Here is a 24,807-nt window from a genome sequence, read left to right on the forward strand (position 1 = left end):
TCAAGCACGCTCCAGACAACCCCGGCCACATCGTTGGCCGGGGTTGTCTGCATTCATCAGGCGGTTTCCCGGCCCAGGCGGCCCCAAACGAGTCCATTTACCAATCCGGCAGCCCTGTTTTCCCGGACACCCGCGGCGCTATGCTCTGAGGATGGCAAACACATCCGGGGCGGAGCCCGGTGTGCGCCACGTCCCGCGGCGCGCCCTGCAACGCCATGCCGTCCAGCGCCGAACGGTTGTGCTCCTCGGTTCGGCACAGCTGCTCAGCGGAATCGGTACGGGGGCCACCGTTTCCATCGGCTCGCTGCTGGCAGTGGACCTTTCCGGCTCGAGCGCCTGGGCCGGCTCCGTGGCCACCGTCATGACTCTCGCCGCGGCCCTCTCGGCGCTGCCGCTGGCCTCGCTGGCGCACCGCCGCGGCCGCCGGGCCGGCCTCGTGACCGGTCTCGCCGCAGCCCTCGCCGGCGTGGTGCTGATCGTGGGTTCCGTGGTGTCCGGGATCTTTGTGCTGCTGCTCCTGGGGACCGCCGGTGTGGGCATCGGCACGGCATCCAGCCTGCAGGCGCGGTTTGCTGCCGTGGACCTCGCCGATGATGAACACCGCGGACGGGCCTTGTCAGCCGTCGTGTGGGCCATCACTATCGGCGCAGTGGCGGGACCCAACCTCATCCAACCGGGCGCCGTGGTCGGCCAGGCCGTCGGCCTGCCGCCCATTGCCGGTCCCTTCGTCATTTCCGCCGTCGGACTGGTGCTGGCCTGCGCCCTGCTGCTGACGGGGCTGCGCCCGGACCCGCTGCTGTTCGCGCGGCAGCTCGCGGCGGACGCCGCCGGGGTTGCGGGGCCGGGCCGCCCGGACAATCCGGCACCGGAGAGCGCCGCTGCCGCCGGGGTCCGTGTGGGCGGGCAGCAGCCGCCAGCCTCGCGGGGCGGCGCCCTTCGCCGCGGACTCCTGGCCGCCCGCCATTCACCGTCCGCCATCCTGGCGCTGGCCGCCGTCGTCGGCGCCCACGCCGTAATGGTGGGTGTCATGTCCGTGACGCCGCTGCACCTGCAGGAACTGGTGGCCGGGCCCGGCAGCGCCGCCCACGCCAGTCACACCGCCGCCGGCGACGTCCTGGTGATCATTGGCTTCACCATCTCGCTGCATATTGCCGGGATGTTCGCGTTCTCACCCGTGATGGGGTGGCTGACGGACAAGACCGGACGCAGGCAGACCATTGTCCTGGGATTCGCCATACTGGTAGCAGCGGTGACCGTGGCGGGCTTCGGCCAGCGGTCAACCGTCGCGGTGACCGTGGGGCTGGTGCTTCTGGGGCTCGGGTGGTCCGCCGCCACCATCGCGGGATCCACGCTCCTGGCCGAAAGCGTGCGCCAGGAGGACCGCGTTATGGTCCAGGGCGTTTCGGACATGCTGATGGGTGCGGCCGGCGCGGTGGGCGGCGCCTTCTCGGGCCTCATCCTCAGTTGGGCCGGTTACCCGGGGCTCAACCTGGCAGGCGGCCTGGTAGCTGTAGTTGTTCTTGCCGCGGCGGTCATCGCCCTCCTGCCGACCAGGGCAGGAGACGGAACGGCGACGTTGTTCGGCGGGGCGGGAGGGCGCTCAGCGGCGGACTGAGCGCACCATTCCCAGCAACCGCGAGAAGATGCCTTCACCGTCGTCTGCGATCCCGTCATGGTGGAAGTCCGAGGTTTCCCAGACCTGGAGCCCGCGCACGGCCGAGGCCGTTTCCAGGGACAGATCCCGGTCAACGTAGATGTCCTCGCTGTACACCGCAGCGGCCACGGGCACGCTGTTCGACGCCAGCCGTTCCGGGTCGTACAGGGGCTTCCAGTCGGGCTTCCCGGCCAGGAGCCGGGCAACGTTCCGCAGCGGGCGGAGCGCTGCGTCCTGTTCGAAGTACCAGGGGTAGACCATCTCGCCGGTCAGGAGTGGCTCGGCGGCATCGGGGCTGAACTCCGGGAAGTCCTGAAGCACCCGCTGTGCTGCCCAGTCGGTCGCCCCGCCCTGGCCGTAGATGGATTCGTGCATGAGGGCATACAGAGGGTTGGCGGCACGCGAGACAATGCCGCGGACCTGCTCCAGGAACGCGTCCGACAGGCGTTCGCCGCCGGGCGTTTCCACGAAGGCGTCCTCCAGCAGATGGTGCAGTGTGTCCACCCTGGTGTTGCCGCCCAGGAACGACCCCACCATCTGGAACCGCTCCACGGTGAGCCGCTCGCCGTCGGGCAGGTACTCATCAGTCTCGCGCAGGTGCCGGGCAATCCGGCTGACAGCGGCGCGGTCCTCGGGATAGGAGGCGAAGTATTCGGAGTTGCGGGCGGCGACCCGGCGGAAGGTGGCCTGGTACACCCTGTCCGCGGGGCCGTCCAGCGGCGCGAGCCCGCCGGTGATGAGTGCCTCACGCAGGCCCTCCGGGGCGAAGGAAAGATAGCTGAGCGCGCAGAAGCCGCCATAGCTCTGCCCGTAGATGGACCACGGACCGGATCTCAGCGCATGCCTGATGGCCTCGGCGTCCGCGACGATCGAGTCGGCCCGGAAATGCGTCAGGTAGTCCAGCTGCTCCGTCTCGGTTCCCCGCAGGGGAAGCGTGTTGCGGTCGATGGGAGTGGACAGCCCGGTGCCGCGCTGGTCAAGCATCAGGATGCGGAAGTCCCTGGCGGCAGCTTTGGTCCAGCCGCCGAGGGCGGCGAGCCGGTTGCCCCGTCCGCCGGGGCCTCCCTGCAGGTACAGCAGCCAAGGCAGCTGGGTGGCTTCCTCCTCGCTGTGGTCCGTGGAGACGTACTCGCGCGCAAACACGGTGATCTTCCCGGCGCCGCCATTGAAGTGGTCCAGGGGCACCTCGAAATAGTGTTCGGCCGTGCGCATCCCGCGGTACTCATGCCGTGCCTTGATGGAGTGCGGAACGGTCTTGGCAAGGCTGGCCGTAGCCTCCAGCATTGCCACGGCGGCGAGCCCGGTCATGGGCAGGTCAGCCACGGGCGTGTGCCTCGCGGGCAGCGCCGAAGGCCTCCAGGGCTTCCCCGGTCAGGCGGAAGGTGGACCACTCCTCCATGGGGAATGCGCCCAGCCTCTTGTAGAAATTGATGGACGGTTCGTTCCAGTCCAGTACGCTCCACTCCACGCGCGCATAACCGCGTTCGACGGCGGTGGCCGCCAGGTGCTGCAGCAGGGCCTTGCCGTGGCCTTCGCCGCGGGCCGCCGGAGTCACGTAGAGATCCTCGAGGTAGATGCCGTGGACACCTTCCCACGTCGAGTAGTTGAGGAACCAGAGGGCGAATCCCTGGACCTCGCCCGCCGCGTTTTCGGCCATCGTGGCGTAAACCCTGGGGTTCTCGTCGAACAGCACGTCCGTCAGCATTTCCGGGGTGTTCCGGACCGCGTGGGGTTCTTTTTCGTAGATGGCCAGGTCGTGGATCATCTGCAGGATGACGGGAACGTCATCTACGGTGGCTGGCCGGATTACACTCATGATTGGGTTCTCATCTCTCCCTGCTGGAGGGGTGTCTTGAAACTCGGGCTTGATGTCCACTCTACTGAATTCCGCCGCCCTGCTGCTCGACGCCGTGGGATCCAGGCGGTGTCCGAACAACGACCGACCGGCGGGGAGCAATGAACGACCAGACGCGGCGGCGCACCCGGGGGATAGGCCTCCTCATCGTCGTGTTGGCAGTTGGATTGGCCGCGCTTGCCGGCATAACGCTGCTGCAGTTGATGGACGCCCGTCCCTCACCGGTGTCCCCGGCCGGGACATCGTCGGTGTCCGCCGCGGACCCGCCTGATGCCGCTCCTGAAGGCGCCGTGACAGTCGGGGATCTGCGGACAATCATCAGCAGTCGTGACACGCTGACCATCAGCGTCCTGGGGGACTCCACAGGCGACGAACCGGGTGAATGGGTCGACTTATGGGCGCGGGATCTGTCGAAGCGCGGAACCGTGACACTGCACTTCTGGGACGGGGCCACCGGTGACTGGAAAGCGCACCCGACCGTGTACCCGGGCCCGGACCGCCCCATCACCGTCTGGAACGGTTCCCGTTCAGGCGCCAGCTATGCCTATCCGCTTGAGCACCTGGACCGCATCCAGCCTTCAAAACCTTCGCTCACCGTGCTCAACTTCGGGCACAACCCGGCCCCGGAGCGGGCGGACAAAGGCGCGGCGGAGCTGCTGGCCGCCGCTGACGCCAAGTGGTCCGCACGGGTTCCCGCAGCGATTGTGCTGCAGAACCCGTCGCTGGGGATGTGGGAGGAGCATACAGCCGGCAGCGTGGCTGCGCTTCGGGACTGGGCGCCAGGTGCCGGCTATCCGGCCATTGACGTTAACGCAGCGTTCCGGGCACGCGGGGGCCTGCCGGGACTACTCACAGACGATGTGCACCCGAATTCCGCGGGACAACGTCTGTGGGCAGACACGATGGGTGCTGCCCTGGGCTGACGGCCGGAGCCCGGTCACAGCCTGCTGACGTCGGTCACCCGCACCACGGCCGTGCCGGTTTCGTCCGACGCCGCCAGGTCCACCTCTGCGGAGATTCCCCAGTCGTGGTTGCTGGCGGGGTCGTCGAAAATCTGCCGGACTTTCCACATGCCGGGCTCTTCCGTGATGATCAGCAGCCCCGGGCCACGGGCGTCCGGTCCGGTGCCGATGTCATTGTGTTCGTCGAAGTAGTCATCCAGGACATCTTCCCAGCGGTCGGCATCCCAGCCGGTGCCGCCGTCGAGCTCGCCGAGTTCCGTGGCCGCCTCGTCGGCGAAAAGCTCCACGCGCCGGAACATTTCGTTCCGGACCATCACCCGGAACGCCCTGATGTTGGACGTCAGCGACGGCGGCGGCGGCGGGGGAGCGTCGTGCGGGGTCGGAGCGGCTCCGGAGGTCAGCTCCTCCCATTCATCCAGCAGGCTGGAATCGACCTGCCGGACCAGCTCACCCAGCCAGGCGATCAGGTCCTCAAGGTCTTCCCGGAGGGAGTCCTGCGGGACCGTCTGGCGGAGCGCCTTAAAGCCGTCGGCGAGGTACCGCAGCACAATGCCCTCGGAGCGAGCCAGGCCGTAGAACTGGACGAATTCACCGAAGTTCATGGCCCGCTCGTACATGTCCCGGACCACGGACTTGGGGGCAAGCTCGAAGTCGCCAATCCAGGGCGCAGCCTTGCGGTAGACATCGAAGGCCTCCCCCAGGATTTCCGCCAGCGGCTGGGGGTAGGTGACGTCCTCAAGCATGGCCATGCGCTGGTCATACTCGATGCCGTCGGCCTTCATGGCGGCGATGGCTTCGCCGCGGGCCTTCTTCTGCTGGGCCGACAGGATCTGCCGGGGCTTTTCCAGCGTGGATTCGATGACGGACACCACGTCCAGGGCGTACGACGGCGACTCCGGATCAAGGAGTTCCAGCGCCGCCAGTGCAAACGGCGAGAGCGGCTGGTTCAGCGCAAAGTTGGCCTGCAGGTGGACAGTGAGCCTGACGGTCCTGCCGTCCGGGCCCTGTTCCTCGGGCGGGATCCGCTCCACAACACCTGCGGCCAGCAGTTCCCGGTAGATGCCCAGGGCTTTCTTCATCAGCTGCAGCTGCGAAGTGCGGGGTTCGTGGTTGTCCGTGAGCAGCCGGCGGGCCGCCTTGAAGGGGTCGCCGGGCCGCTCCATCAGGTTCATCAGCATGGCGTGCGTCACGGTGAAGCTGGAGGTCAGCGGATCGGGGACGGAGCCCACCAACCGGTTATAGGTGGGTTCGCCCCACGACACGAAGCCCTCGGGCGGCTTCCGCTTGACCACCTGGCGGAGCTTCTTCTGGTCGTCGCCGAACTTGGCGGTGGCCTTGGCCATCGCCTTGACGTTCTCGGTCACATGTTCGGGGGCCTGCACCACCACGGTGCCGGCGGTGTCGTACCCGGCCCGCCCTGCACGGCCGGCGATCTGGTGGAACTCGCGTGAGTTCAGCAGCCGGGTACGGACGCCGTCGTACTTGCTGAGGGCCGTGAGCAGGACCGTGCGGATGGGCACGTTGATGCCCACGCCCAGCGTGTCGGTGCCGCAGATGACCTTGAGCAGGCCGGCCTGTGCCAACTGCTCCACCAGCCGCCGGTACTTCGGCAGCATGCCGGCATGGTGAACGCCGATGCCGTGGCGGACCAGCCGGTTGAGGGTCTTGCCGAAGCCTGCCGCAAAGCGGAAGCCGGCAATCAGCTCGGCGATCTTGTCCTTCTCCTCGCGGGTGCAGACGTTGATGCTCATCAGGTTCTGCGCCCGGTCGATTGCCTCAAGCTGGCTGAAGTGGACCACATAGACGGGGACCTGTTTGGTGGAGAGCAGCTCCTCGAGGGTCTCGTGGACAGGCGTCTGCTCGTAGTAGTAGTGCAGCGGGATCGGGCGTTCAGCGGAACTGACGGTCGTCGTCGGGCGTCCCGTCAGATCGGTGAGGCCGGCCTCAAAGCGGCTGACGTCACCCAGGGTCGCGGACATCAGCAGGAACTGCGCCTGCGGAAGCTCCAGCAGCGGCACCTGCCAGGCCCAGCCGCGCTGCGGGTCGGAGTAGAAATGGAACTCGTCCATGATCACCGCACCCAGGTCCGCCCCGGCGCCTTCCCTAAGTGCGATGTTGGCCAGGATTTCGGCGGTGCAGCAGATGATGGGTGCGTCCTGGTTGACGCCGGAGTCGCCGGTGATCATTCCCACGTTTTCGGCACCGAAGATCTCGCACAGGGCGAAGAATTTCTCCGATACGAGGGCCTTGATGGGTGCCGTGTAGTAGCTTCGGTCCCCCCGGGCCATGGCCTGGAAGTGCGCGGCAATGGCGACCAGGGACTTGCCGGACCCCGTCGGAGTGGTCAGAATGACGTTGTCCCCGGAGGCGAGTTCCATGATGGCCTCGTCCTGTGCGGCGTAGAGGGACAGCCCGCGGCTTTCCGTCCACTCAACGAAACGGGTGTAGAGCTCATCCGGATCGTGGTCCGCCCCGCTGGAGGTACGTTCGGCCGGGACAGGGAGCTGCTCAACGAGTTTCATTGCTTTCAAGCTTAGTGCCCGCAGCCAATGGGTGGTTCGTCCTTGGTCGCGGGGCCGGCCCGGACTAGGCTCGGCCTGACGGCAACCGCTCGAGCCATTGGAGGACGTCCTTGAAATGGGATCCCGCTAAGTACGTGGAGTTCGGAAACCACCGCGACCGGCCATATTTTGACCTCACCGCGCGTATCCACGCGGACCATCCGCGCCATGTGGTGGACCTCGGCTGCGGGCCCGGCAATCTCACGGCGACCCTCGCGGAGCGCTGGCCCGGCGCCGAAGTGCTGGGGATCGACTCGTCCGCCGAAATGCTGCAGAAGGGGGGAACCCACGCCGCGCGGTCGGCCAACCTCTCCTTCGCACTGACGGACATCGCCCGGTGGATGCCGTCGGACCGGACCGACGTGGTGGTGACCAATGCGGCCCTGCAGTGGGTCCCCGGCCACCCGGCCCTCCTGGCCGGCTGGCTGGAGGCCCTCAGGCCCGGCGCCTGGTTCGCCCTGCAGGTCCCGGGGAATTTCGGTTCCCCGTCGCATGTGCTGATGCGGCAACTCGCGGAGTCCGGCCGCTGGACGGACGCCCTCGACGGCGTCCTGCGGCACGATGACGCCGTCGCTGAACCCGCCGAGTACCTCAACATCATGCTCGACGCCGGCTGCGACGCGGATGCCTGGGAAACCACCTACCAGCAGGTTCTGCACGGACCGGATCCGGTCCTGCAGTGGGTCAGGGGAGCCGGACTGCGGCCTGTGCTGTCAGCGCTCCCGCCGGCGGACGCTGCGGAATTCGAGGCGGAGTATTCGGCGCTGCTCAACGACGCCTACCCTGCCACTTCACACGGCACTTTTTTTCCGTTCCGGAGGATTTTCGCAGTCGCGCGGAAACGGGGCTGACCATGCCATCGCGGCGGAGGGAGGTTCGATGCTCCCGGGCATGATGATGCGGCTGCTCGCCGTGCATAAGCCGGCGGTCCTGGCTATCGTGGTCCTGCAGCTCCTGCAGACCACGGCCAACCTCCTCCTGCCCACCCTCAATGCCGCCATCATTGACGACGGAATCGTCATGGGGAACACGGACCTCATCCTTCGGCTGGGCGGCTTGATGGCAGGAATTGCCGCCGTCCAGGTTGCCACGGCACTCGCGGCCGGCTACTTCAGTGCCAACGTGGCCATGAAGCTTGGCCGCCAGCTGCGCCAGGAGCTCTTCGCGAAGGTTCAGTCCCTGTCCTCCCAGGAGGTGGGGTCATTCGGCGTGCCCAGCCTGGTGACACGGGCCACCAACGACGTCCAGCAGATCCAGGCGCTGGCCGTGCTGGTCTTCACCATGCTCGTGGCGGCGCCCGCAATGGGCATCGGCGGCATCGTCCTGGCCCTGAACCAGGATGTGGTCCTCTCTGGCATCGTGGTGGCCATCGTGCCCGTACTGGTGGTCATCATGTACCTGATCGTGCGCCGGCTCGTGCCCCTCTACCGGGAAGGCCAGATCCTGATCGACCGCATCAGCAGGGTGCTGCGGGAGCAGATCATCGGGGCCAATGTCATCCGGGCGTTCGTCCGCCAGGCGCACGAAGCGCGCCGCTTCGCCGTCGTCAACCGTGAGCTGACCCGCAACAACCTGCAGTCCGCGCTGCTGGTGGCCGGGATGCTGCCGCTGATCATGATCGTGGTGAACCTGTCATCGGTGGCAGTGGTGTGGTTCGGCGGCCACAGAATCCAGGCAGGGGACATGAAGCTTGGCGCGCTGACGGCCTTCATCGCCTACATCCTCCAGATCCTCATCGCCATCATGATGGCGATGTACGTCCTGATGACGGCTCCCCGCGCGGCGGCCTGCGCAGAACGGATCCAGGCGGTGCTGGACACCCGCCCCGCCATCGCCGATCCGGCGATCTCGCGGGCCGGGCTGCCGCACGCACAGCGCACCGCAGGCGGCACAGTGGAATTCCGCGACGTCACCTTCGCCTACCCCGGGGCGGAGGCGCCGGTCCTGGACCGCATCAGCTTCACTGCGGCGCCGGGCACGTTCACCGCCATCATCGGCTCGACGGGCAGCGGAAAGTCGACACTGCTCAACCTGCTGCCCCGTTTCCTGGACGCCACGTCGGGGGAGGTCCTGATCGGCGGCCACAACGTGAAATCACTTCCGCTTCATTTCCTGCGGAACAGCCTGTCGCTGGTGCCCCAGCGCGCCTACCTCTTCTCCGGTACTGTTGCCGAGAACCTGCGGATTGCGGCGCCCGACGCCAGCGACGACGACCTCCTCCGAGCGCTCCGTACCGCCCAGGCGGAGGAGTTTGTGCGCGACCTGCCCCACGGTCTCCACACCCCGGTGAGCCAGGGCGGCACGAATTTTTCCGGCGGCCAGCGCCAGCGGCTGTGCATCGCCCGCGCACTGCTCCGCGACGCCCCGGTGTACCTTTTTGACGACAGCCTCTCAGCGCTGGACCATGCAACGGACGCGCGCCTCCGCGAGGCGCTTACCCCGCTCACCCGCCGGTCCACGGTGATCATCGTGGCCGAACGCATCGCGACGATCCTCGACGCCGGCCTCATCCTGGTGCTGGACAACGGCAGGCTCGTCGCCCAGGGCACGCACAGCGAACTGATGCGTACGTCGACGGTCTACCAGGAAATTGCCGCGTCACAGCTTGCGCTCGGAGGCAGGGTATGATCGCAGCCGAACCCACAACGACGACGGCGGTCGCCGCCCCGGGTGCCGCCTGGGCCACCAGCAGGCGCCTTCTGGGACTGCTGGGCCCCGTCAGGTGGAGGATGCTCGGTGCCGTTGCCGCCACCTGCGCGTTTGTGGCGCTCAACGTGTCGGCCCCCAAGCTGCTGGGCGACGCAACCGACGTCGTGGTTGAAGGTGTTTTTGGAGGGACCTTCAACGAACGGAAACTTGCCACCCTGCTCCTGCTCGTGGCGGTGATGTACATCGGCGCTTCTCTCTTCAGCTGGGTACAGGGAGCTGTCACCGCCACCGCCGTGCAACACGTGAGCTACCGGCTGCGGGCCTCCGTGGAGGACAAACTGCACCGGCTGCCGTCCGCGCATTTTGACGAGCAGCGGCGCGGGGACGTCCTCAGCCGGGCCACCAACGACGTCGACAACATCTCCCAGGCACTGAACCAGCTGCTGAACCAGCTGATCCTGTCGGTGCTCATGCTGCTCGGCGCCCTCGCCATGATGCTGTGGCTCTCCCCGCTCCTGGCGGTCATTGCCTTGGTGACCGTGCCGTTTTCGACCGTGGTCACTGTCCTCGTCGCCCGGAAGTCCCAGGCGCACTTTACCGAGCAGTGGAGGACCACCGGCGAACTCAACGCACACCTCGAGGAGTACATCACGGGCCACGAGGTGCTCAAGGCCTTCGGCCGGCAGGGCATGGCCACCGAGGTGTTCACCACCAGCAACGACAGGCTCTCCCGGACCAGCGCGCGCGCCCAGTACGTTTCCGGCGCCGTCCAGCCGCTCCTGGTTTTCGTGTCCAACCTCAACTACATTGCCGTGGCTGTGGTGGGCGCGCTGCAGGTCACCGCCGGTGCCATGACCATCGGCGGGGTCCAGGCCTTCATCCAGTTCAGCAGGCTCTTCAGCCAGCCGATCGGGCAGATTGGCGGCATGCTGACCGTGATGCAGTCCTGCCTCGCGTCGGCTGAACGTGTGTTCGCCCTCCTGGATGCCGCGGAAATTCCGCGCGACGGCACGGAGCAGGCCGGGGAGTTGGCCGGAAGGGAGCCGGCCGGCGCGGAGGGGGCAGCAGTCACCGGCGGCCGGGTGGTGTTCGACGCCGTCACCTTCGGCTACAACAGCGGTCCGCCCGTGGTCCGGGAGCTGTCCTTTACCGCTGAGCCCGGGCAGACCGTGGCCATCGTCGGGCATACCGGGGCCGGTAAAACCACCATGGTGAACCTGCTCATGCGGTTCTACGAGCTCGATTCCGGCCGGATCACCGTCGACGGCGTGGACATCGCAGGGCGCGGCCGTGACGAGCTGCGTTCCATGATCGGCATGGTGCTGCAGGACGCCTGGGTGTTCACCGGCTCCATCAGGGAGAACATCGAGTACGGGCGGCCCGGCGCCAGCGACACCGACATTCTCTCCGCCGCCGAAGCCACGCACGTGGACCACTTCGTGCGCGCCCTCCCTGACGGCTACGGCACACTATTGGGCAACGACGGCGACTCCCTCAGCCAGGGGCAGCGGCAGCTGATCACCATCGCCAGGGCCCAGCTCGCGGGCCGCAGCATCCTCGTCCTGGACGAGGCGACAAGTTCCGTCGACACGCGCACTGAAGTGCAGATCCGGCAGGCGATGCAGCGGCTCCGGCAGGGCAGGACGAGCTTCGTGATTGCCCACCGTTTGTCCACGGTGCGGGACGCTGATCTAATTCTCGTCATGGACCACGGACGAATCGTCGAACACGGCAACCACCAACAGCTGCTGGCAGCCAACGGGCACTACAGCAGGCTTTACGATGCCCAGTTCTCCGGTAGGGCAGATGCGCTGCGCGCAGGGGAATCAGGGCAGTGAGCGGCGTAAATGAGTTTCCGGGGACCTGGAAGCCGAACCAGGGCAGTTCGGTCCCGCTCTTTGAACAGTTGCGGCTGAACATCATCGAACGGGCGGACAGTGGTGCCCTGGCCCCCGGCACGCGCCTGCCCGCCGTGCGCGCCCTTGCAACCGCGCTGGGCGTCGCCCCGCACACCGTGGCCCGCGCCTACAAGGAGCTGGAAGCGGCAGGGATTGTAGCCACCCGCGGCCGGCACGGAACCACCGTCTGCGCCAGGGACGCGGCATGGACCTCGCTGACTGCGGCTGCTGCCGATTTCGCCACCGCGGCAAAGGCCCAGGGCGCAAGCTTTGCGGAGGCAGTACAGCTGCTGGCGGCGGCCTACGACGCCGAATAGGCGCCGACATGGAAATTCGAAGAAGTTTTCGATTAGCATTAGTGGGTGCCTAAAGCCGTAGCTGAAGAACCAGCCGTTGATGCCCGCTCCGCTGTCGTACCCCTAAACCAAGGGAAACCGGCGCGCCCGGACCTTTCCCGCCTTGTGGTGAAGGGGGCACGGGAGCACAATCTGCGCAACGTGGACCTGGACCTGCCGCGGGACTCCATGATCGTTTTCACCGGACTGTCCGGGTCCGGAAAGTCATCCCTGGCGTTCGACACGATCTTCGCGGAGGGCCAACGCCGCTACGTGGAATCGCTGTCCGCATACGCCCGCCAGTTCCTGGGACAGGTGGACAAGCCGGATGTGGACTTCATCGAGGGCTTGTCCCCGGCCGTTTCCATCGACCAGAAGTCCACCAGCAAGAACCCCCGGTCCACCGTGGGCACCATCACCGAGATCTACGACTACATGCGCCTGCTCTGGGCCCGCGTGGGCCGTCCGCACTGCCCCATCTGCGGCGAGCAGGTGGCGAAGCAGACGCCGCAGCAGATCGTGGACCAGCTGCTTGAACTGCCGGCCGGCACACGCTTCCAGGTCCTCGCTCCCGTCGTCCGCGGGCGCAAGGGCGAATTCGTCGACCTCTTCAAGGAACTGACGGCCAAGGGCTACTCGCGTGCGCGCGTGGACGGGGACCTCATCCAGCTGAGCGATCCTCCCAAGCTCGGCAAGCAGTTCAAGCACACCATCGAAGTGGTGGTTGACCGGCTCGTGGTCAAGGAAGGCATCAGCCAGCGCCTGACCGACTCGGTCGAAACCGCGCTTGGTCTGGCTGAAGGCCGCGTGCTGGCCGAATTCGTCGATCTCGAAGCGGATGATGCGGAACGGATCCGGGCATTCTCCGAGCACCTGGCCTGCCCCAACGAGCATCCCCTCGCCATCGATGAAATCGAGCCCCGCTCGTTCTCGTTCAACAACCCCTTCGGCGCCTGTTCCGCCTGCAGCGGCATCGGCACCAAGCTGGAAGTGGATGAGGAACTCATCATCCCGAACCCTGAGCTCTCCCTCGGCGAGGGCGCCATCGCGCCCTGGTCGCTGGGTACGGCCACCAGCGAGTACTGGAACAGGCTGCTGTCCGGGCTCGCGAAGGAACTCGACTTCTCGATGAAGACGGCGTGGCAGAAGCTTCCCAATGACATCCGGCAGACCGTCCTGCACGGCAAGGACCACAAGGTGGTGGTGCAGTACCGCAACCGCTTCGGCCGGGAGCGCAAGTACAGCACCGGCTTCGAGGGCGTCGTCCAGTACGTCCACCGCAAGCACCTGGAAACCGATTCAGACTCGGCCAGGGACCGGTACGAAGAGTACATGCGGCAGATTCCCTGCCCGGCCTGCAATGGCGCCCGCCTGAACCCGGCCTCGCTCTCGGTGCTGATCAACGGCAAGTCCATCGCCGAAGTGGCAGCCATGCCGATGCGTGAATGCGCCCACTTCCTGGACACCCTGGTGCTCACCGGCCGCGAGGCCCAGATCGCCCACCAGGTCCTCAAGGAAATCCAGGCCCGCCTCACCTTCCTCCTCGACGTCGGCCTGGAGTACCTGAACCTGGAGCGTCCCTCCGGCACCCTGTCCGGCGGCGAAGCGCAGCGAATCCGGCTGGCGACGCAGATCGGTTCAGGCCTGGTCGGCGTCCTTTACGTCCTCGACGAACCCTCCATCGGCCTGCACCAGCGCGACAACCGCCGGCTGATCGAAACGCTCACCCGGCTGCGGGACCTCGGGAACACCCTCATTGTGGTGGAGCACGACGAAGACACCATCCAGGAAGCTGACTGGGTTGTGGACATCGGACCGGGCGCCGGCGAGCACGGTGGCCAGGTGGTGCACTCCGGGTCCTACAAGGAACTCCTGGAAAACACCGAATCGCTGACCGGCGACTACCTTTCCGGCCGGAAGAAGATCGAGATCCCCAAGAAGCGGCGCAAGTACGACAAGAAGCGCGAGCTGAAGGTCATCGGCGCCCGGGAAAACAACCTCGTCAACGTGGACGCCGCCTTCCCACTGGGACTGCTGACGGCTGTGACCGGCGTCAGCGGCTCCGGCAAGTCCACGCTGGTCAACGAGATTCTCTACAAGGTGCTGGCCAACAAGCTCAACGGCGCCAAGCAGGTGGCCGGCAGGCACAAATTGATCCAGGGCCTCGAGCACCTGGACAAGGTGGTTCACGTCGACCAGAGCCCCATCGGCCGGACGCCGCGGTCCAACCCGGCCACCTACACCGGCGTGTTCGACAACATCCGGAAGCTTTTCGCCGAGACCACCGAGGCCAAGGTCCGCGGCTACCAGCCGGGCCGGTTCTCGTTCAACGTCAAGGGCGGGCGCTGCGAAGCATGTTCCGGCGACGGCACGCTGAAGATCGAGATGAACTTCCTGCCGGACGTCTACGTGCCCTGCGAGGTCTGCCACGGTGCGCGGTACAACCGGGAAACCCTGGAAGTCCACTACAAGGGCAAGACCATCGCGGACGTGCTCAACATGCCCATCGAGGAGGGCGCGGAGTTCTTTGCCGCCTTCTCGCCGATTGCGCGCCACCTGCGCACGCTCGTCGACGTCGGTCTGGGCTACGTGCGGCTGGGGCAGCCGGCCACCACGCTGTCCGGCGGCGAGGCGCAGCGCGTAAAGCTGGCTGCGGAACTGCAGAAGCGGTCCAACGGCCGGAGCATCTACGTCCTGGACGAACCCACCACCGGCCTGCACTTCGAGGACATCCGCAAGCTGCTTATGGTCCTGCAGGGGCTGGTGGACAAGGGCAACACCGTGATCACCATCGAGCACAACCTCGACGTCATCAAGAGCGCGGACTGGATCGTGGATCTTGGGCCCGACGGCGGCTCCGGCGGCGGCCAGATCATCGCAACGGGCACTCCGGAACAGGTCGCGAAGTCCACTAAGAGTTACACGGCAACGTTCCTGGCGGAGATTCTGGCCTAGCCCGGACCCCGGCGTACCGAATGGCTGGAGCTTGCTGATCCGGCGGGAAGAAGTATTCCTGTCCGGGAATGCGAGTTTCAGCCATTCGCGTCCTCGTGAGAAACTAAGCCGGTGACCCTTTCAACAGTGCCCGTGATCTTCGACCTGGACGGCACTCTTGTCGATCCGGCGGGGGGAATAACGGGCGGAATCTCCGCGGCCCTTACCCAACTCGGCATCAGGGTCCCGGCCCCGGCCCTACTGGACGCGATGATCGGCCCGAAACTCAGCGATTCCCTCCTGAACATCGCCGGCGTTCCGCCTGAACAGCTTGCCGAGGTCGTCCGGATCTACCGGGCCTACTACCTTGAAACCGGCATCGCCCAGAGCCGGCTGTATCCGGGTATCCGGGAACTCGTGGAAGGCTACGCCGCCTCAGGACGCCCCATTGCGGTGGCGACGCAGAAACCTGAAGGACTCGCAAAGATTGTGCTCGAGCACCACGGCATCTCCGGCTCCTTCCGCTTCATCCGCGGTTCGGCCGCCGACGAGGCTGCCGGCGCCACCGCCCCGCTTGGCAAAACTGAAATTGTGGCGGCTGCGCTGTCCGACCTGCGCACGCAGCACGCCGTGATGGTGGGGGACCGCGCCCAGGACGTGGCCGGCGCCATGGCCAACGGCCTTGACTGCATCGGCGTCAGCTGGGGATTTGCTCCCGACGGCGAGCTCCACGAGGCCGGCGCCGTCGCGATCGTGGACTCCACCAGGGGCCTCGCGGTAGCCATCGACAACATGGACGCCGTCCGGACCGCAGCCATGAGTGAGGTGCACGACGATGGCATTGTTTGATGCGATCCGATGGACCACCCGCACGCTGATCTCCGGAACCTGCCGGCCGACGGTCATCGGGCTGGAGAACGTTCCCAAGGACGGGCCTTTCATCGTCGCGCCCAACCACCTGTCATTCCTGGACAGCGTGATTGTGCAGGCCCTGATGCCCCGGCCGGTGGCGTTCTTCGCCAAGGCCGAATACTTCACCACGGGCGGTGTGAAGGGGAAGGTCATGAAGTCCTTCTTCGAGTCAGTAGGTTCCATTCCCGTGGAACGCGGCGAGCAGGCGGCCAGCGTCGCCGCCCTCAAGACACTGCTTGACATCCTCGAGGCAGGCAAGGGAATCGGGATCTATCCCGAGGGAACCCGCTCCCGGGACGGGATCCTGTACCGTGGCCGCACCGGCGTCGGCTGGCTTGCGCTGACCACCGGTGCCCCGGTCATTCCCGTCGGTCTCATCGGTACCGAAAACCTCCAGCCGGCGGGCCAGAACGGCGTGAAGCCGCAGCACTTCACCATGAAGGTGGGCGAGCCGCTGTACTTCGAAAAGACCGGTCCCGACCACTCACTGCCTGCCCGCCGCCAGGTCACGGACCGGATCATGGACGCCATCGCCGAGCTCAGCGGCCAGGAGCGCTCCACCAGCTACAACCAGGGCAAGGCAGCGGAGTAGCGTCAGGGACGCCCCTGCATCCTCAGTAGACTTGAATCGTGGCAGATCCAGCTAGTTACCGACCCCAAACCGGTGAAATTCCAACCAACCCCGGCGTGTACCGATTCCGGGATCCGCACGGCCGCGTCATTTACGTCGGCAAGGCCAAGAGCCTGCGGTCCCGGCTGAATTCGTATTTCGCCAACCCCGGGGGCCTGCTGCCCAAGACCTACGCCATGGTCCACGCGGCCAGCAGCGTGGAGTGGACCGTCGTCGGGAGCGAACTGGAGTCTCTCCAGCTGGAATACACCTGGATCAAGGAATTCAAGCCACGGTTCAATGTGGTCTTCCGGGACGACAAAACCTACCCGTACCTTGCCGTGACCATGGGGGAGAAGTTCCCGCGGGTCCAGGTGCTCCGCGGAGAGCGACGGAAAGGCACCCGCTACTTTGGCCCGTACACGGCCGGGGCCATCCGCGAAACGATGGATACCCTGCTGCGCGTCTTTCCCGTCCGCAGCTGCAGTCCAGGTGTCCTGAAGCGGGCCCAGGCCAGCGGGAGGCCGTGCCTGCTCGGCTACATCGACAAATGCTCCGCACCGTGTGTTGGCCGGGTGACGCCGGAGGAGCACCGGGCGCTGGCGGAGGACTTCTGTGCGTTCATGGGAGGCGAAGCCAAACGCTTCATCGCACGGCTGGAGAAGGACATGGCCGCGGCGGTTGCCGAACTCGACTACGAGCGCGCCGCCCGGGTCCGGGACAACATCATCGCCCTGCGGAAAGTCTTCGAACGCAATGCCGTGGTCCTGGCCGAGGACACCGACGCCGATGTGTTCGCCCTGCACGAGGATGAGCTGGAGGCAGCCGTCCAGGTGTTCCACGTCCGGGGCGGCCGCGTCCGGGGCCAGCGCGGCTGGGTGGTGGAAAAGGTCGAGGATTCAACCACTCCGGACCTCGTCGAGCACCTGCTCCAGCAGGTCTACGGCGAGGAGGGCGACACCCAGGGCCGGATGCCCCGGGAAGTCCTGGTTCCTGAAGAGCCGAGCAACGCTGCCGAACTGACGCAGTGGCTCTCCGGCCTGCGCGGCGCCAAGGTGGACGTCCGGGTTCCGCGCCGCGGGGACAAAGCAGCGCTGATGTCCACCGTCCGGGAAAACGCCGAGCACGCACTGCAACTCCACAAGTCGCGCCGTGCTGGCGACCTGACCAACCGGTCCCTCGCGCTGCAGGAACTCCAGGAAGCCCTGGACCTGCCCGTGGCGCTGCTCCGCATCGAGTGCTTCGACATCTCCCACGTGCAGGGAACGAACGTGGTGGCGTCCATGGTGGTGGTGGAAGACGGTCTTCCCAAGAAGTCCGACTACCGAAAGTTCTCCATCACCGGCGCCGCAGCCGTGGATGACACCGCAGCGATGCACGACGTCCTCACGCGGCGATTCCGGAATTACCTGCAGGAGAAGTCGGCGCAGGCCGAAGCGGCTCAGCTGCCCGGGCATCAGGCCGCGCTCGAAGCCATTGCGGTCGCCTCCGTGCAGGACACCACCACGCCGGCACCCCGCGCGAAGTTCGCTTACCCGCCAAACCTGGTGGTGGTTGACGGCGGCAAGCCCCAGGTCAACGCCGCGTCGCGCGCCCTGGCGGAACTCGGCATCGAGGACGTCTACGTCGTCGGCCTGGCCAAGCGCCTGGAGGAAGTATGGCTGCCGGACAGTGATTTCCCGGTGATCCTGCCGCGGACCTCCGAGGGTCTTTACCTTCTCCAGCGCATCCGCGATGAGGCACACCGCTTCGCCATCACTTTCCACCGGCAGAAGCGCGGCAAGGCCATGACCGTTTCGGCCCTGGACGGCGTTCCGGGACTGGGCGAGGCCAAGTGCAAGGCCCTGCTGGCGCAGTTCGGCTCGGTCAAGAGCATCCGGACCGCCAGCGCCGCCGAACTGACCACCGCCAAGGGCATCGGACCGTCGCTGGCGGATGCGATCATCAGCCATTTCGGCAACGGCGGCGCAGCCAACGGTGAGGACGTGCCGGCCATCAATATGACGACCGGCGAAATCATTGAAACTTAGCTAGGGTAAGGACCGGAAGCGGAACGCGCGGTTGCGTCGAATTACACAGCAGGAATGGGGCTTTACTCATGGCAGAGTCAACGGCAGGATCCGAAGCGGAACAGGACGGCATGACGCCCGTCAAACCCGTTGAAGCGGAACTGCTCGTGGTGACGGGAATGTCCGGGGCAGGTCGCAGTACCGCCGCGGATGCCCTCGAAGACCATGGCTGGTACGTCGTTGAGAACCTGCCGCCGCAGATGCTCGGTACTTTGGCCGAACTCGTGTCTCACGCACCGCAGTCCATTCCCAAGCTCGCTGTGGTGGTTGACGTCCGCAGCAAGGCGCTCTTCACGGACATCCGCACGGCGCTGAAAACCCTTGAGGCCAGCGGTGTGATGTTCCGCGTCCTGTTCCTGGACGCCAATGACGATGTCCTGGTGCGCCGCTTCGAGCAGGGCCGCCGGCCGCACCCCCTCCAGGAAGGCGGGCGGATCCTCGACGGCATCGCCGCGGAGCGGGAGCTGCTGCATGAACTGCGCGATTCCTCGGATATCGTGCTGGACACGTCCGAGTTCAACGTCCACGCCCTCGCCACGGCCATCACGGAACTCTTTAGCGAAACCGGTCCCGTGGCCCTGCGGCTTAATGTCATGAGCTTCGGCTTCAAGTACGGGCTGCCGGTGGACGCGAACTTTGTGGTCGATGCCCGCTTCATCCCGAATCCGCACTGGGTTCCGCAGTTGCGCCCGCACACCGGCCTGGACAAGGACGTCAGCGACTACGTCCTCGAAGCCGAAGGGGTCAAGAGCTTCGTGGACCGCTACGTGCTGGCCATCGAGCCTGTGCTGGACGGCTACCGCCGGGAAAACAAGCACTATGCCACCATCGCCGTGGGCTGCACGGGCGGCAAGCACCGTTCGGTGGCCGTCGCCATGGAACTGTCCAAGAAGCTGGCACAGTACCCCCGCGTCACCGTGACCACCACTCATCGGGACCTGGGCCGCGAATAATGGGGCTGCTTACCGGGCCGCTGCCCCTTGTGCCGCCGGCGGGCGGCACCGGCGGCGCGCAGCTGGACAAAGGTCCGTCCGTCGTCGCCCTCGGCGGCGGCCACGGACTGTCAGCTTCGCTGTCCGCCCTCAGACTGCTGACCTCCGAGCTGACCGCCATCGTCACCGTAGCGGACGACGGCGGGTCTTCCGGGCGCCTGCGCGAGGAGTACGGTGTCCTCCCGCCCGGCGACCTCCGGATGGCGCTCACCGCACTGTGTGACGACACCGACTGGGGCCGGACCTGGCGGGACGTCATGCAGCACCGCTTCCAGCCCGGGGCAGGCCGTGGCGGCTCACTCGACGACCACGCCATGGGCAACCTGCTGATCGTCACGCTCTGGGAACTCCTGGGCGACACCGTGGGCGGCCTGAAGTGGGCCGGCGCCCTCCTGGGCGCCCGCGGGCAGGTCCTTCCCATGTCCAGTGAGCCGCTGACCATCGAAGGTGATGTCCGGGTGCCCGGACCGGACGGCAGCTTCACCTTGGAGACCGTCAGGGGCCAGGCCAAATGCGCTGTGGCGGGCTCGCTGGAGAGCGTCCGGCTCCTGCCGGAGTCGGCGCCGGCCTGCACTGAAGCCCTGACGGCCATCGAGCTGGCGGACTGGGTCATCCTCGGTCCGGGCTCCTGGTACACGTCCGTGCTGCCGCACCTCCTGCTGCCGGAAATGCGCCAGGCGCTGTCGGACACTCCGGCGAAGCGGTGCCTGACCATGAACCTGGCCACGGACACCAAGGAAACGTCCGGGATGACCGCTGCCGACCACCTGCATGTGCTGCGAAACTACGCGCCCGACTTCAGCATCGACGTCGTGCTTGCGGACCCGGTGTCCGTACCGGACGTCGAGGAGTTCAAACGGGCCGCGGGGATGCTCGGTGCCGAGGTGGTGTTGGGTAAAGTAGGGGCGTCGAGCCGCCGTCCGATCCACGACCCCCTGCGTCTGGCAACGGCGTACCACGATATTTTCGGGAACAGTTAGGAAGGTGCCATGGCACTGACATCATCAGTCAAGGAAGAACTGTCCCGCCTGGACATAAAGAAGTCCTCGGTCCGCAAGGCTGAAGTCTCCGCAATGCTGCGCTTCGCCGGCGGCCTGCACATTATCTCGGGCCGGATCGTCATTGAGGCCGAGGTCGATCTCGCCTCCACGGCGCGCCGGCTGCGTGCCGCCATCGCCGAGGTATACGGCCACCAGAGCGAGATCATCGTGGTCTCCGGCGGCGGTCTCCGCCGCGGCAACCGGTACGTGGTGCGGGTGGTGCGCGACGGTGAGGCCCTGGCACGCCAGACAGGGCTGCTGGACGCGCGCGGCCGCCCCGTCCGGGGCCTGCCTTCGGCGGTGGTCAACGGCTCGGCCGCCGACGCCGAGGCCGTGTGGCGCGGCGCGTTCCTGGCCCACGGGTCCCTGACCGAGCCAGGGAGGTCGTCGGCCATGGAGGTTACGTGCCCCGGTCCTGAATCTGCCCTTGCACTAGTGGGCGCTGCCCGCCGGCTCGGCATCCAGGCCAAGGCACGCGAGGTCAGGGGAGTGGACCGGGTGGTCATCCGGGACGGGGACACCATCGCCGCCCTGCTCACGCGGATGGGGGCCCACGACGCGCTGATGGTGTGGGAAGAACGCCGCATGCGCAAAGAGGTGCGGGCTACGGCCAACAGGCTGGCCAACTTCGACGACGCCAACCTGCGCCGCTCTGCCCAGGCCGCCGTTGCCGCCGGGGCCAGGGTGGACCGCGCCCTGGAGATCCTCGGAGACGACGTCCCGGATCACCTCAAATATGCCGGTGAGCTCCGCGTGGCCCACAAGCAGGCAAGCCTTGACGAACTCGGCCGTCTCGCTGATCCACCCATGACCAAGGACGCCATCGCCGGCAGGATCCGCAGGCTGCTGGCAATGGCGGACAAACGTGCCCTGGACCTGGGGATTCCCGGGACCGAGGCCAATGTGACGCCGGAAATGCTGGACGAGTAACGGCGCCCCTAGAATCGAGTCCGGGTGACGGAAATACCTCGCGGCGTTCGGCGGTTGTGCCCCCTGGGAGCCATGGCCTGCCGGACCCCCGCCGGATTCCGTCCCCACAGATTTCCGGGTGACCTGTCATCCGGATGCACAATCCGAGAGTTACCAAACCGGACAACCTGTCCACGACATTGGAGGATTTTGTGACCGAGTACGTACTGCCTGAACTCAGCTACGACTACGCAGCGCTGGAGCCCCACATCTCCGCACGCATCATGGAGCTGCACCACAGCAAGCACCACGCTGCCTACGTGGCCGGCGCCAACAACGCGCTGGCGCAGCTGGCCGAGGCACGCGAAAAGGGCGACTTCGCCAACATCAACCGCCTTTCTAAGGACCTGGCCTTCCACACCGGCGGCCACGTCAACCACTCCGTGTTCTGGAACAACCTGTCCCCGGACGGCGGCGACAAGCCCGAGGGCGAGCTGGCAGCAGCCATCGACGACGCCTTCGGTTCCTTTGACGCGTTCCGCGCGCAGTTCAGCGCCGCAGCGCTCGGCCTGCAGGGCTCCGGCTGGGGCTTCCTGGCCTACGAGCCCATCGGCGGAAACCTGGTCATCGAGCAGCTTTACGATCAGCAGGGCAACGTGGCGCTCGGCACCACCCCGCTGCTGATGCTCGACATGTGGGAGCACGCCTTCTACCTGGACTACGTCAACGTCAAGGCCGACTACGTCAAGGCTTTCTGGAACATCGTGAACTGGGCCGACGTCGCCAAGCGCTTCGAAGGTGCACGTAAGAACGCAACGGGCCTCATTACCCTGTAATGCGGTTCAGGTGTGATGTGGAAGACATCCACATGTAACAAAGTTCACATTTGGGCCGTTTCGGGCCGAATCGTGGACGGTCTGCCCCCGCACTTGCGGGGGTGGACCTTCTTAAACGTAAGATGGATCACGGAAGGCGGTTAGCCTTCAGCAATGTGGCTGGTCGCCCTCCGATCTGGTAATCATCTCTGCCCAATGGCGTGCGGGATCTGTTAGTTGGCTTGAACGCCCGCTTAACTAGTTGTGCTTCTACAAGCACCAAGGAGACTAAAAAAGTGACGACCCGTATTGGTATCAACGGCTTTGGCCGCATTGGCCGCAATTACTTCCGCGCTGCACTCGCACAGGGTGCGGACCTTGAAATCGTTGCCGTCAACGATCTCACCAGCCCCGAAGCGCTGGCCCACTTGCTCAAGTACGACTCCGTCGGCGGCCGCCTGAAGGAAACCGTCGAGGTCAAGGACGGCAACATCGTTGTCAACGGCAACGTCATCAAGGTCCTGGCCGAGCGCGATCCCGCAAACCTCCCGTGGGGCGAGCTCGGTGTTGACATCGTCATCGAGTCCACCGGCTTCTTCACGAAGGCCGCCGCAGCACAGAAGCACATCGACGCCGGCGCCAAGAAGGTCCTGATCTCCGCCCCCGCCTCCGACGAGGACATCACCATCGTGATGGGCGTGAACCACGAGCTGTACGACTCCGCAGCCCACAACATCATCTCCAACGCCTCCTGCACCACGAACTGCCTCGGCCCCCTGGCCAAGGTCATCAACGACGAGTTCGGCATCGAACGCGGCCTGATGACCACGATTCACGCCTACACGGCCGACCAGAACCTGCAGGACGGCCCGCACAACGACCTCCGCCGCGCCCGCGCCGCCGCAATCAACATGGTCCCCACCTCCACCGGTGCGGCCAAGGCCATCGGCCTGGTCCTCCCGGAGCTCAAGGGCAAGCTGGACGGCTACGCCATCCGCGTACCGGTCCCCACCGGCTCCGCAACCGACCTTACGGTCACCGTTTCGCGCGAGACCACCGTTGAGGAAGTCAACGCGGCCCTGAAGAAGGCGTCTGAGTCCGAGGCACTCCAGGGCTTCCTGACCTACACGGATGAGCCGATCGTCTCCTCGGACATCGTCGGCGACCCCGCTTCCTCCATCTTCGACTCAGGTCTGACCAAGGTCATTGGCAACCAGGTCAAGGTTGTTTCCTGGTATGACAACGAATGGGGCTACTCGAACCGGCTCGTCGACCTCACGGAGCTCGTCGCATCCAAGCTGGGCTAGGGTTAGACACATGACATTCCACACCCTCAACGAACTGATCGCTGATGGTGTCCGCGGGCGGTACATTCTGGTCAGAAGTGACCTGAATGTGCCGCTCGACGGCTCTGAAGTGACTGACGACGGCCGCATCAAGGCCTCCCTGCCAGTACTGACGAAGCTCACGGACGCCGGTGCCCGCGTGCTGGTCACAGCCCACCTCGGACGCCCCAAGGGCGCCCCGGAGGAAAAATACTCCCTCAAGCCGGCCGCGACGCGGCTGGCCGAACTGGCCTCCTTCAAGGTCACCCTTGCCGGGGACACCGTCGGTGCCTCGGCAAAGGAGCTTGCCGCTTCGCTGCAGGACGGCGAAGCGCTGGTCCTTGAAAACGTCCGGTTCGATGCCCGTGAGACCAGCAAGGATGACGCCGAGCGCGGCGCCTTCGCGGATGAACTGGTTGCGCTGACCCGAGACAACGGCGCCTACGTGGATGACGCCTTTGGCGCCGTCCACCGCAAGCACGCCAGCGTGTACGACGTCGCCACCCGGCTGCCGTCGTACCAGGGCGACCTCGTGCACACGGAGGTCGAGGTGCTGCGCAAGCTCACCACCGACACCCAGCGGCCCTACGTTGTGGTCCTCGGCGGCTCCAAGGTCTCGGACAAGCTTGCGGTCATCGACAACCTGATCGGTAAGGCCGATACCATCCTGGTCGGCGGCGGCATGCTGTTCACCTTCCTCGCTGCGGCCGGCCACAAGGTGGCAGGCAGCCTGCTGGAAGAAGACCAGATCCCCGTGGTACAGGACTACCTGAAGCGGGCGGCCGACGCCGGCACCGAGTTCATCGTGCCCACCGACGTTGAAGTGGCGGGCAAGTTCGCCGCTGACGCAGACCACGAGACCGTCCCCGCCGACGGCATCGAAGGCAGCAGTTTCGGTGCCCAGGGTATCGGGCTTGATATCGGGCCCGACTCGGCCGCCGCGTTCGCCAGCCGGATCAAGGGCGCCAAGACGGTGTTCTGGAACGGCCCCATGGGCGTCTTCGAATTCGAAGCCTTTGCCGGCGGCACCCGTGCCATCGCCCAGGCTCTCACGGAAGCGGATGCCTTCACGGTGGTTGGCGGCGGCGACTCCGCAGCTGCTGTCCGTACCTTGGGCTTCGCCGACGACCAGTTCGGTCACATCTCCACGGGTGGCGGCGCCAGCCTGGAGTACCTCGAAGGCAAGGAACTGCCGGGCCTCAGCGTCCTGGACCGCTAGATCCTCCAGCCGGCAGGGCGCCCTACCGAAAATCTCGGGCGCCCTGCCGGCTGTTCACATGACAAGCA

General features: G+C 66.2%; 19 protein-coding genes. 16 read left to right on the plus strand and 3 right to left on the minus strand.

Annotated elements, in window-relative coordinates; genetic code table 11:
- The first annotated feature begins 151 nt into the window (after positions 1-151).
- Positions 152-1,615 (plus strand): MFS transporter, encoded by a 1,464-nt coding sequence (locus tag CXQ91_RS12095; protein WP_104174170.1) that lies wholly within the window; start codon positions 152-154, stop codon positions 1,613-1,615.
- Here the strand turns inward: CXQ91_RS12095 and CXQ91_RS12100 are convergent.
- Together CXQ91_RS12100 and CXQ91_RS12105 are read right to left on the minus strand one after the other, a co-directional pair.
- Positions 1,601-2,938 carry an alpha/beta fold hydrolase gene (locus CXQ91_RS12100; RefSeq protein WP_104174340.1) on the minus strand — a complete coding sequence of 446 codons (1,338 nt, stop codon included), beginning with the start codon at positions 2,936-2,938 and terminating at the stop codon, positions 1,601-1,603. The genes CXQ91_RS12095 and CXQ91_RS12100 overlap by 15 nt on opposite strands.
- A gap of 31 nt (positions 2,939-2,969) precedes the next feature.
- Positions 2,970-3,470 carry a GNAT family N-acetyltransferase gene (locus tag CXQ91_RS12105; protein WP_104174171.1) on the minus strand — a complete coding sequence of 167 codons (501 nt, stop codon included), beginning with the start codon at positions 3,468-3,470 and terminating at the stop codon, positions 2,970-2,972.
- Between the two features lie 140 nt (positions 3,471-3,610).
- Between CXQ91_RS12105 and CXQ91_RS12110 the strand changes: the two genes are divergently transcribed.
- Positions 3,611-4,432, plus strand: coding sequence for an SGNH/GDSL hydrolase family protein (locus tag CXQ91_RS12110; protein ID WP_104174172.1), 822 nt, complete (start codon positions 3,611-3,613; stop codon positions 4,430-4,432).
- A gap of 14 nt (positions 4,433-4,446) precedes the next feature.
- Here the strand turns inward: CXQ91_RS12110 and CXQ91_RS12115 are convergent, their stop codons facing one another.
- A complete protein-coding gene (locus CXQ91_RS12115) occupies positions 4,447-6,993 on the minus strand; it encodes an RNA helicase (protein WP_104174173.1) in 2,547 nt (848 codons plus the stop codon).
- A gap of 110 nt (positions 6,994-7,103) precedes the next feature.
- Here CXQ91_RS12115 and CXQ91_RS12120 point away from each other — a divergent pair, with 110 nt between their 5' ends.
- The 14 genes from CXQ91_RS12120 to CXQ91_RS12185 all read left to right on the plus strand — a co-directional run bounded on the left by CXQ91_RS12120 (position 7,104) and on the right by CXQ91_RS12185 (position 24,739).
- A complete protein-coding gene (locus CXQ91_RS12120) occupies positions 7,104-7,883 on the plus strand; it encodes a trans-aconitate 2-methyltransferase (RefSeq protein ID WP_104174174.1) in 780 nt (259 codons plus the stop codon).
- A 28-nt stretch (positions 7,884-7,911) separates the two neighbouring features.
- Positions 7,912-9,660 (plus strand): ABC transporter ATP-binding protein, encoded by a 1,749-nt coding sequence (locus tag CXQ91_RS12125; RefSeq protein ID WP_181038867.1) that lies wholly within the window; start codon positions 7,912-7,914, stop codon positions 9,658-9,660.
- Positions 9,657-11,519, plus strand: a complete 1,863-nt coding sequence (locus CXQ91_RS12130; RefSeq protein WP_104174175.1) for an ABC transporter ATP-binding protein — start codon at positions 9,657-9,659, stop codon at positions 11,517-11,519. The genes CXQ91_RS12125 and CXQ91_RS12130 overlap by 4 nt, the downstream gene beginning before the upstream one ends.
- On the plus strand, positions 11,516-11,896 hold the full coding sequence (locus CXQ91_RS12135) for a GntR family transcriptional regulator (protein ID WP_104174176.1): 381 nt from the start codon (positions 11,516-11,518) through the stop codon (positions 11,894-11,896). The genes CXQ91_RS12130 and CXQ91_RS12135 overlap by 4 nt, the downstream gene beginning before the upstream one ends.
- A gap of 45 nt (positions 11,897-11,941) precedes the next feature.
- Positions 11,942-14,869, plus strand: coding sequence for an excinuclease ABC subunit UvrA (gene uvrA, locus CXQ91_RS12140; RefSeq protein ID WP_104174177.1), 2,928 nt, complete (start codon positions 11,942-11,944; stop codon positions 14,867-14,869).
- 111 nt (positions 14,870-14,980) lie between these two features.
- Complete coding sequence (locus CXQ91_RS12145) at positions 14,981-15,697, plus strand: HAD hydrolase-like protein (protein ID WP_104174178.1); 717 nt, start codon at positions 14,981-14,983, stop codon at positions 15,695-15,697.
- The gene (locus tag CXQ91_RS12150; protein ID WP_104174179.1) at positions 15,684-16,352 is read left to right on the plus strand and encodes a 1-acyl-sn-glycerol-3-phosphate acyltransferase; all 669 of its coding nucleotides are present in this window, start codon (positions 15,684-15,686) and stop codon (positions 16,350-16,352) included. Before CXQ91_RS12145 ends, CXQ91_RS12150 begins: the two co-directional genes overlap by 14 nt.
- Positions 16,353-16,390: 38 nt before the next feature.
- Positions 16,391-18,400 (plus strand): excinuclease ABC subunit UvrC, encoded by a 2,010-nt coding sequence (gene uvrC / locus CXQ91_RS12155; protein ID WP_104174180.1) that lies wholly within the window; start codon positions 16,391-16,393, stop codon positions 18,398-18,400.
- 68 nt (positions 18,401-18,468) lie between these two features.
- Entirely contained in the window at positions 18,469-19,392 is a 924-nt protein-coding gene (gene rapZ / locus CXQ91_RS12160) for an RNase adapter RapZ (RefSeq protein WP_104174181.1), read from the plus strand.
- The gene (yvcK, locus tag CXQ91_RS12165; protein WP_104174182.1) at positions 19,392-20,411 is read left to right on the plus strand and encodes a uridine diphosphate-N-acetylglucosamine-binding protein YvcK; all 1,020 of its coding nucleotides are present in this window, start codon (positions 19,392-19,394) and stop codon (positions 20,409-20,411) included. Before rapZ ends, yvcK begins: the two co-directional genes overlap by 1 nt.
- Before the next feature lie 9 nt (positions 20,412-20,420).
- Positions 20,421-21,401: a DNA-binding protein WhiA gene (gene whiA, locus CXQ91_RS12170; RefSeq protein WP_011691931.1), complete on the plus strand. Its 981-nt coding sequence runs from the start codon at positions 20,421-20,423 to the stop codon at positions 21,399-21,401.
- Positions 21,402-21,592: 191 nt separating this feature from the next.
- Positions 21,593-22,216, plus strand: a complete 624-nt coding sequence (locus tag CXQ91_RS12175) for a superoxide dismutase (protein WP_104174183.1) — start codon at positions 21,593-21,595, stop codon at positions 22,214-22,216.
- A gap of 275 nt (positions 22,217-22,491) precedes the next feature.
- Positions 22,492-23,502 carry a type I glyceraldehyde-3-phosphate dehydrogenase gene (gene gap, locus CXQ91_RS12180; RefSeq protein WP_104174184.1) on the plus strand — a complete coding sequence of 337 codons (1,011 nt, stop codon included), beginning with the start codon at positions 22,492-22,494 and terminating at the stop codon, positions 23,500-23,502.
- Between the two features lie 10 nt (positions 23,503-23,512).
- Positions 23,513-24,739 carry a phosphoglycerate kinase gene (locus tag CXQ91_RS12185; protein WP_104174185.1) on the plus strand — a complete coding sequence of 409 codons (1,227 nt, stop codon included), beginning with the start codon at positions 23,513-23,515 and terminating at the stop codon, positions 24,737-24,739.
- The last annotated feature ends 68 nt before the right edge of the window (positions 24,740-24,807 follow it).

Origin of the sequence: Arthrobacter sp. Y81, assembly GCF_002929335.1 — a bacterium.
In the GTDB taxonomy this organism is placed as follows: Bacteria; Actinomycetota; Actinomycetes; order Actinomycetales; family Micrococcaceae; genus Arthrobacter.

Bases quoted from the DNA above. Each gene is read 5' to 3' on its own strand.
- CXQ91_RS12095 (WP_104174170.1), top strand. From the start codon at position 152: ATGGCAAACACATCCGGGGCGGAGCCCGGTGTGCGCCACGTCCCGCGG.
- CXQ91_RS12100 (WP_104174340.1), bottom strand. From the start codon at position 2,938: ATGCTGGAGGCTACGGCCAGCCTTGCCAAGACCGTTCCGCACTCCATC.
- CXQ91_RS12105 (WP_104174171.1), bottom strand. From the start codon at position 3,470: ATGAGTGTAATCCGGCCAGCCACCGTAGATGACGTTCCCGTCATCCTG.
- CXQ91_RS12110 (WP_104174172.1), top strand. From the start codon at position 3,611: ATGAACGACCAGACGCGGCGGCGCACCCGGGGGATAGGCCTCCTCATC.
- CXQ91_RS12115 (WP_104174173.1), bottom strand. From the start codon at position 6,993: ATGAAACTCGTTGAGCAGCTCCCTGTCCCGGCCGAACGTACCTCCAGC.
- CXQ91_RS12125 (WP_181038867.1), top strand. From the start codon at position 7,912: ATGCTCCCGGGCATGATGATGCGGCTGCTCGCCGTGCATAAGCCGGCG.
- CXQ91_RS12130 (WP_104174175.1), top strand. From the start codon at position 9,657: ATGATCGCAGCCGAACCCACAACGACGACGGCGGTCGCCGCCCCGGGT.
- CXQ91_RS12150 (WP_104174179.1), top strand. From the start codon at position 15,684: ATGGCATTGTTTGATGCGATCCGATGGACCACCCGCACGCTGATCTCC.
- rapZ (WP_104174181.1), top strand. From the start codon at position 18,469: ATGGCAGAGTCAACGGCAGGATCCGAAGCGGAACAGGACGGCATGACG.
- yvcK (WP_104174182.1), top strand. From the start codon at position 19,392: ATGGGGCTGCTTACCGGGCCGCTGCCCCTTGTGCCGCCGGCGGGCGGC.
- whiA (WP_011691931.1), top strand. From the start codon at position 20,421: ATGGCACTGACATCATCAGTCAAGGAAGAACTGTCCCGCCTGGACATA.
- CXQ91_RS12185 (WP_104174185.1), top strand. From the start codon at position 23,513: ATGACATTCCACACCCTCAACGAACTGATCGCTGATGGTGTCCGCGGG.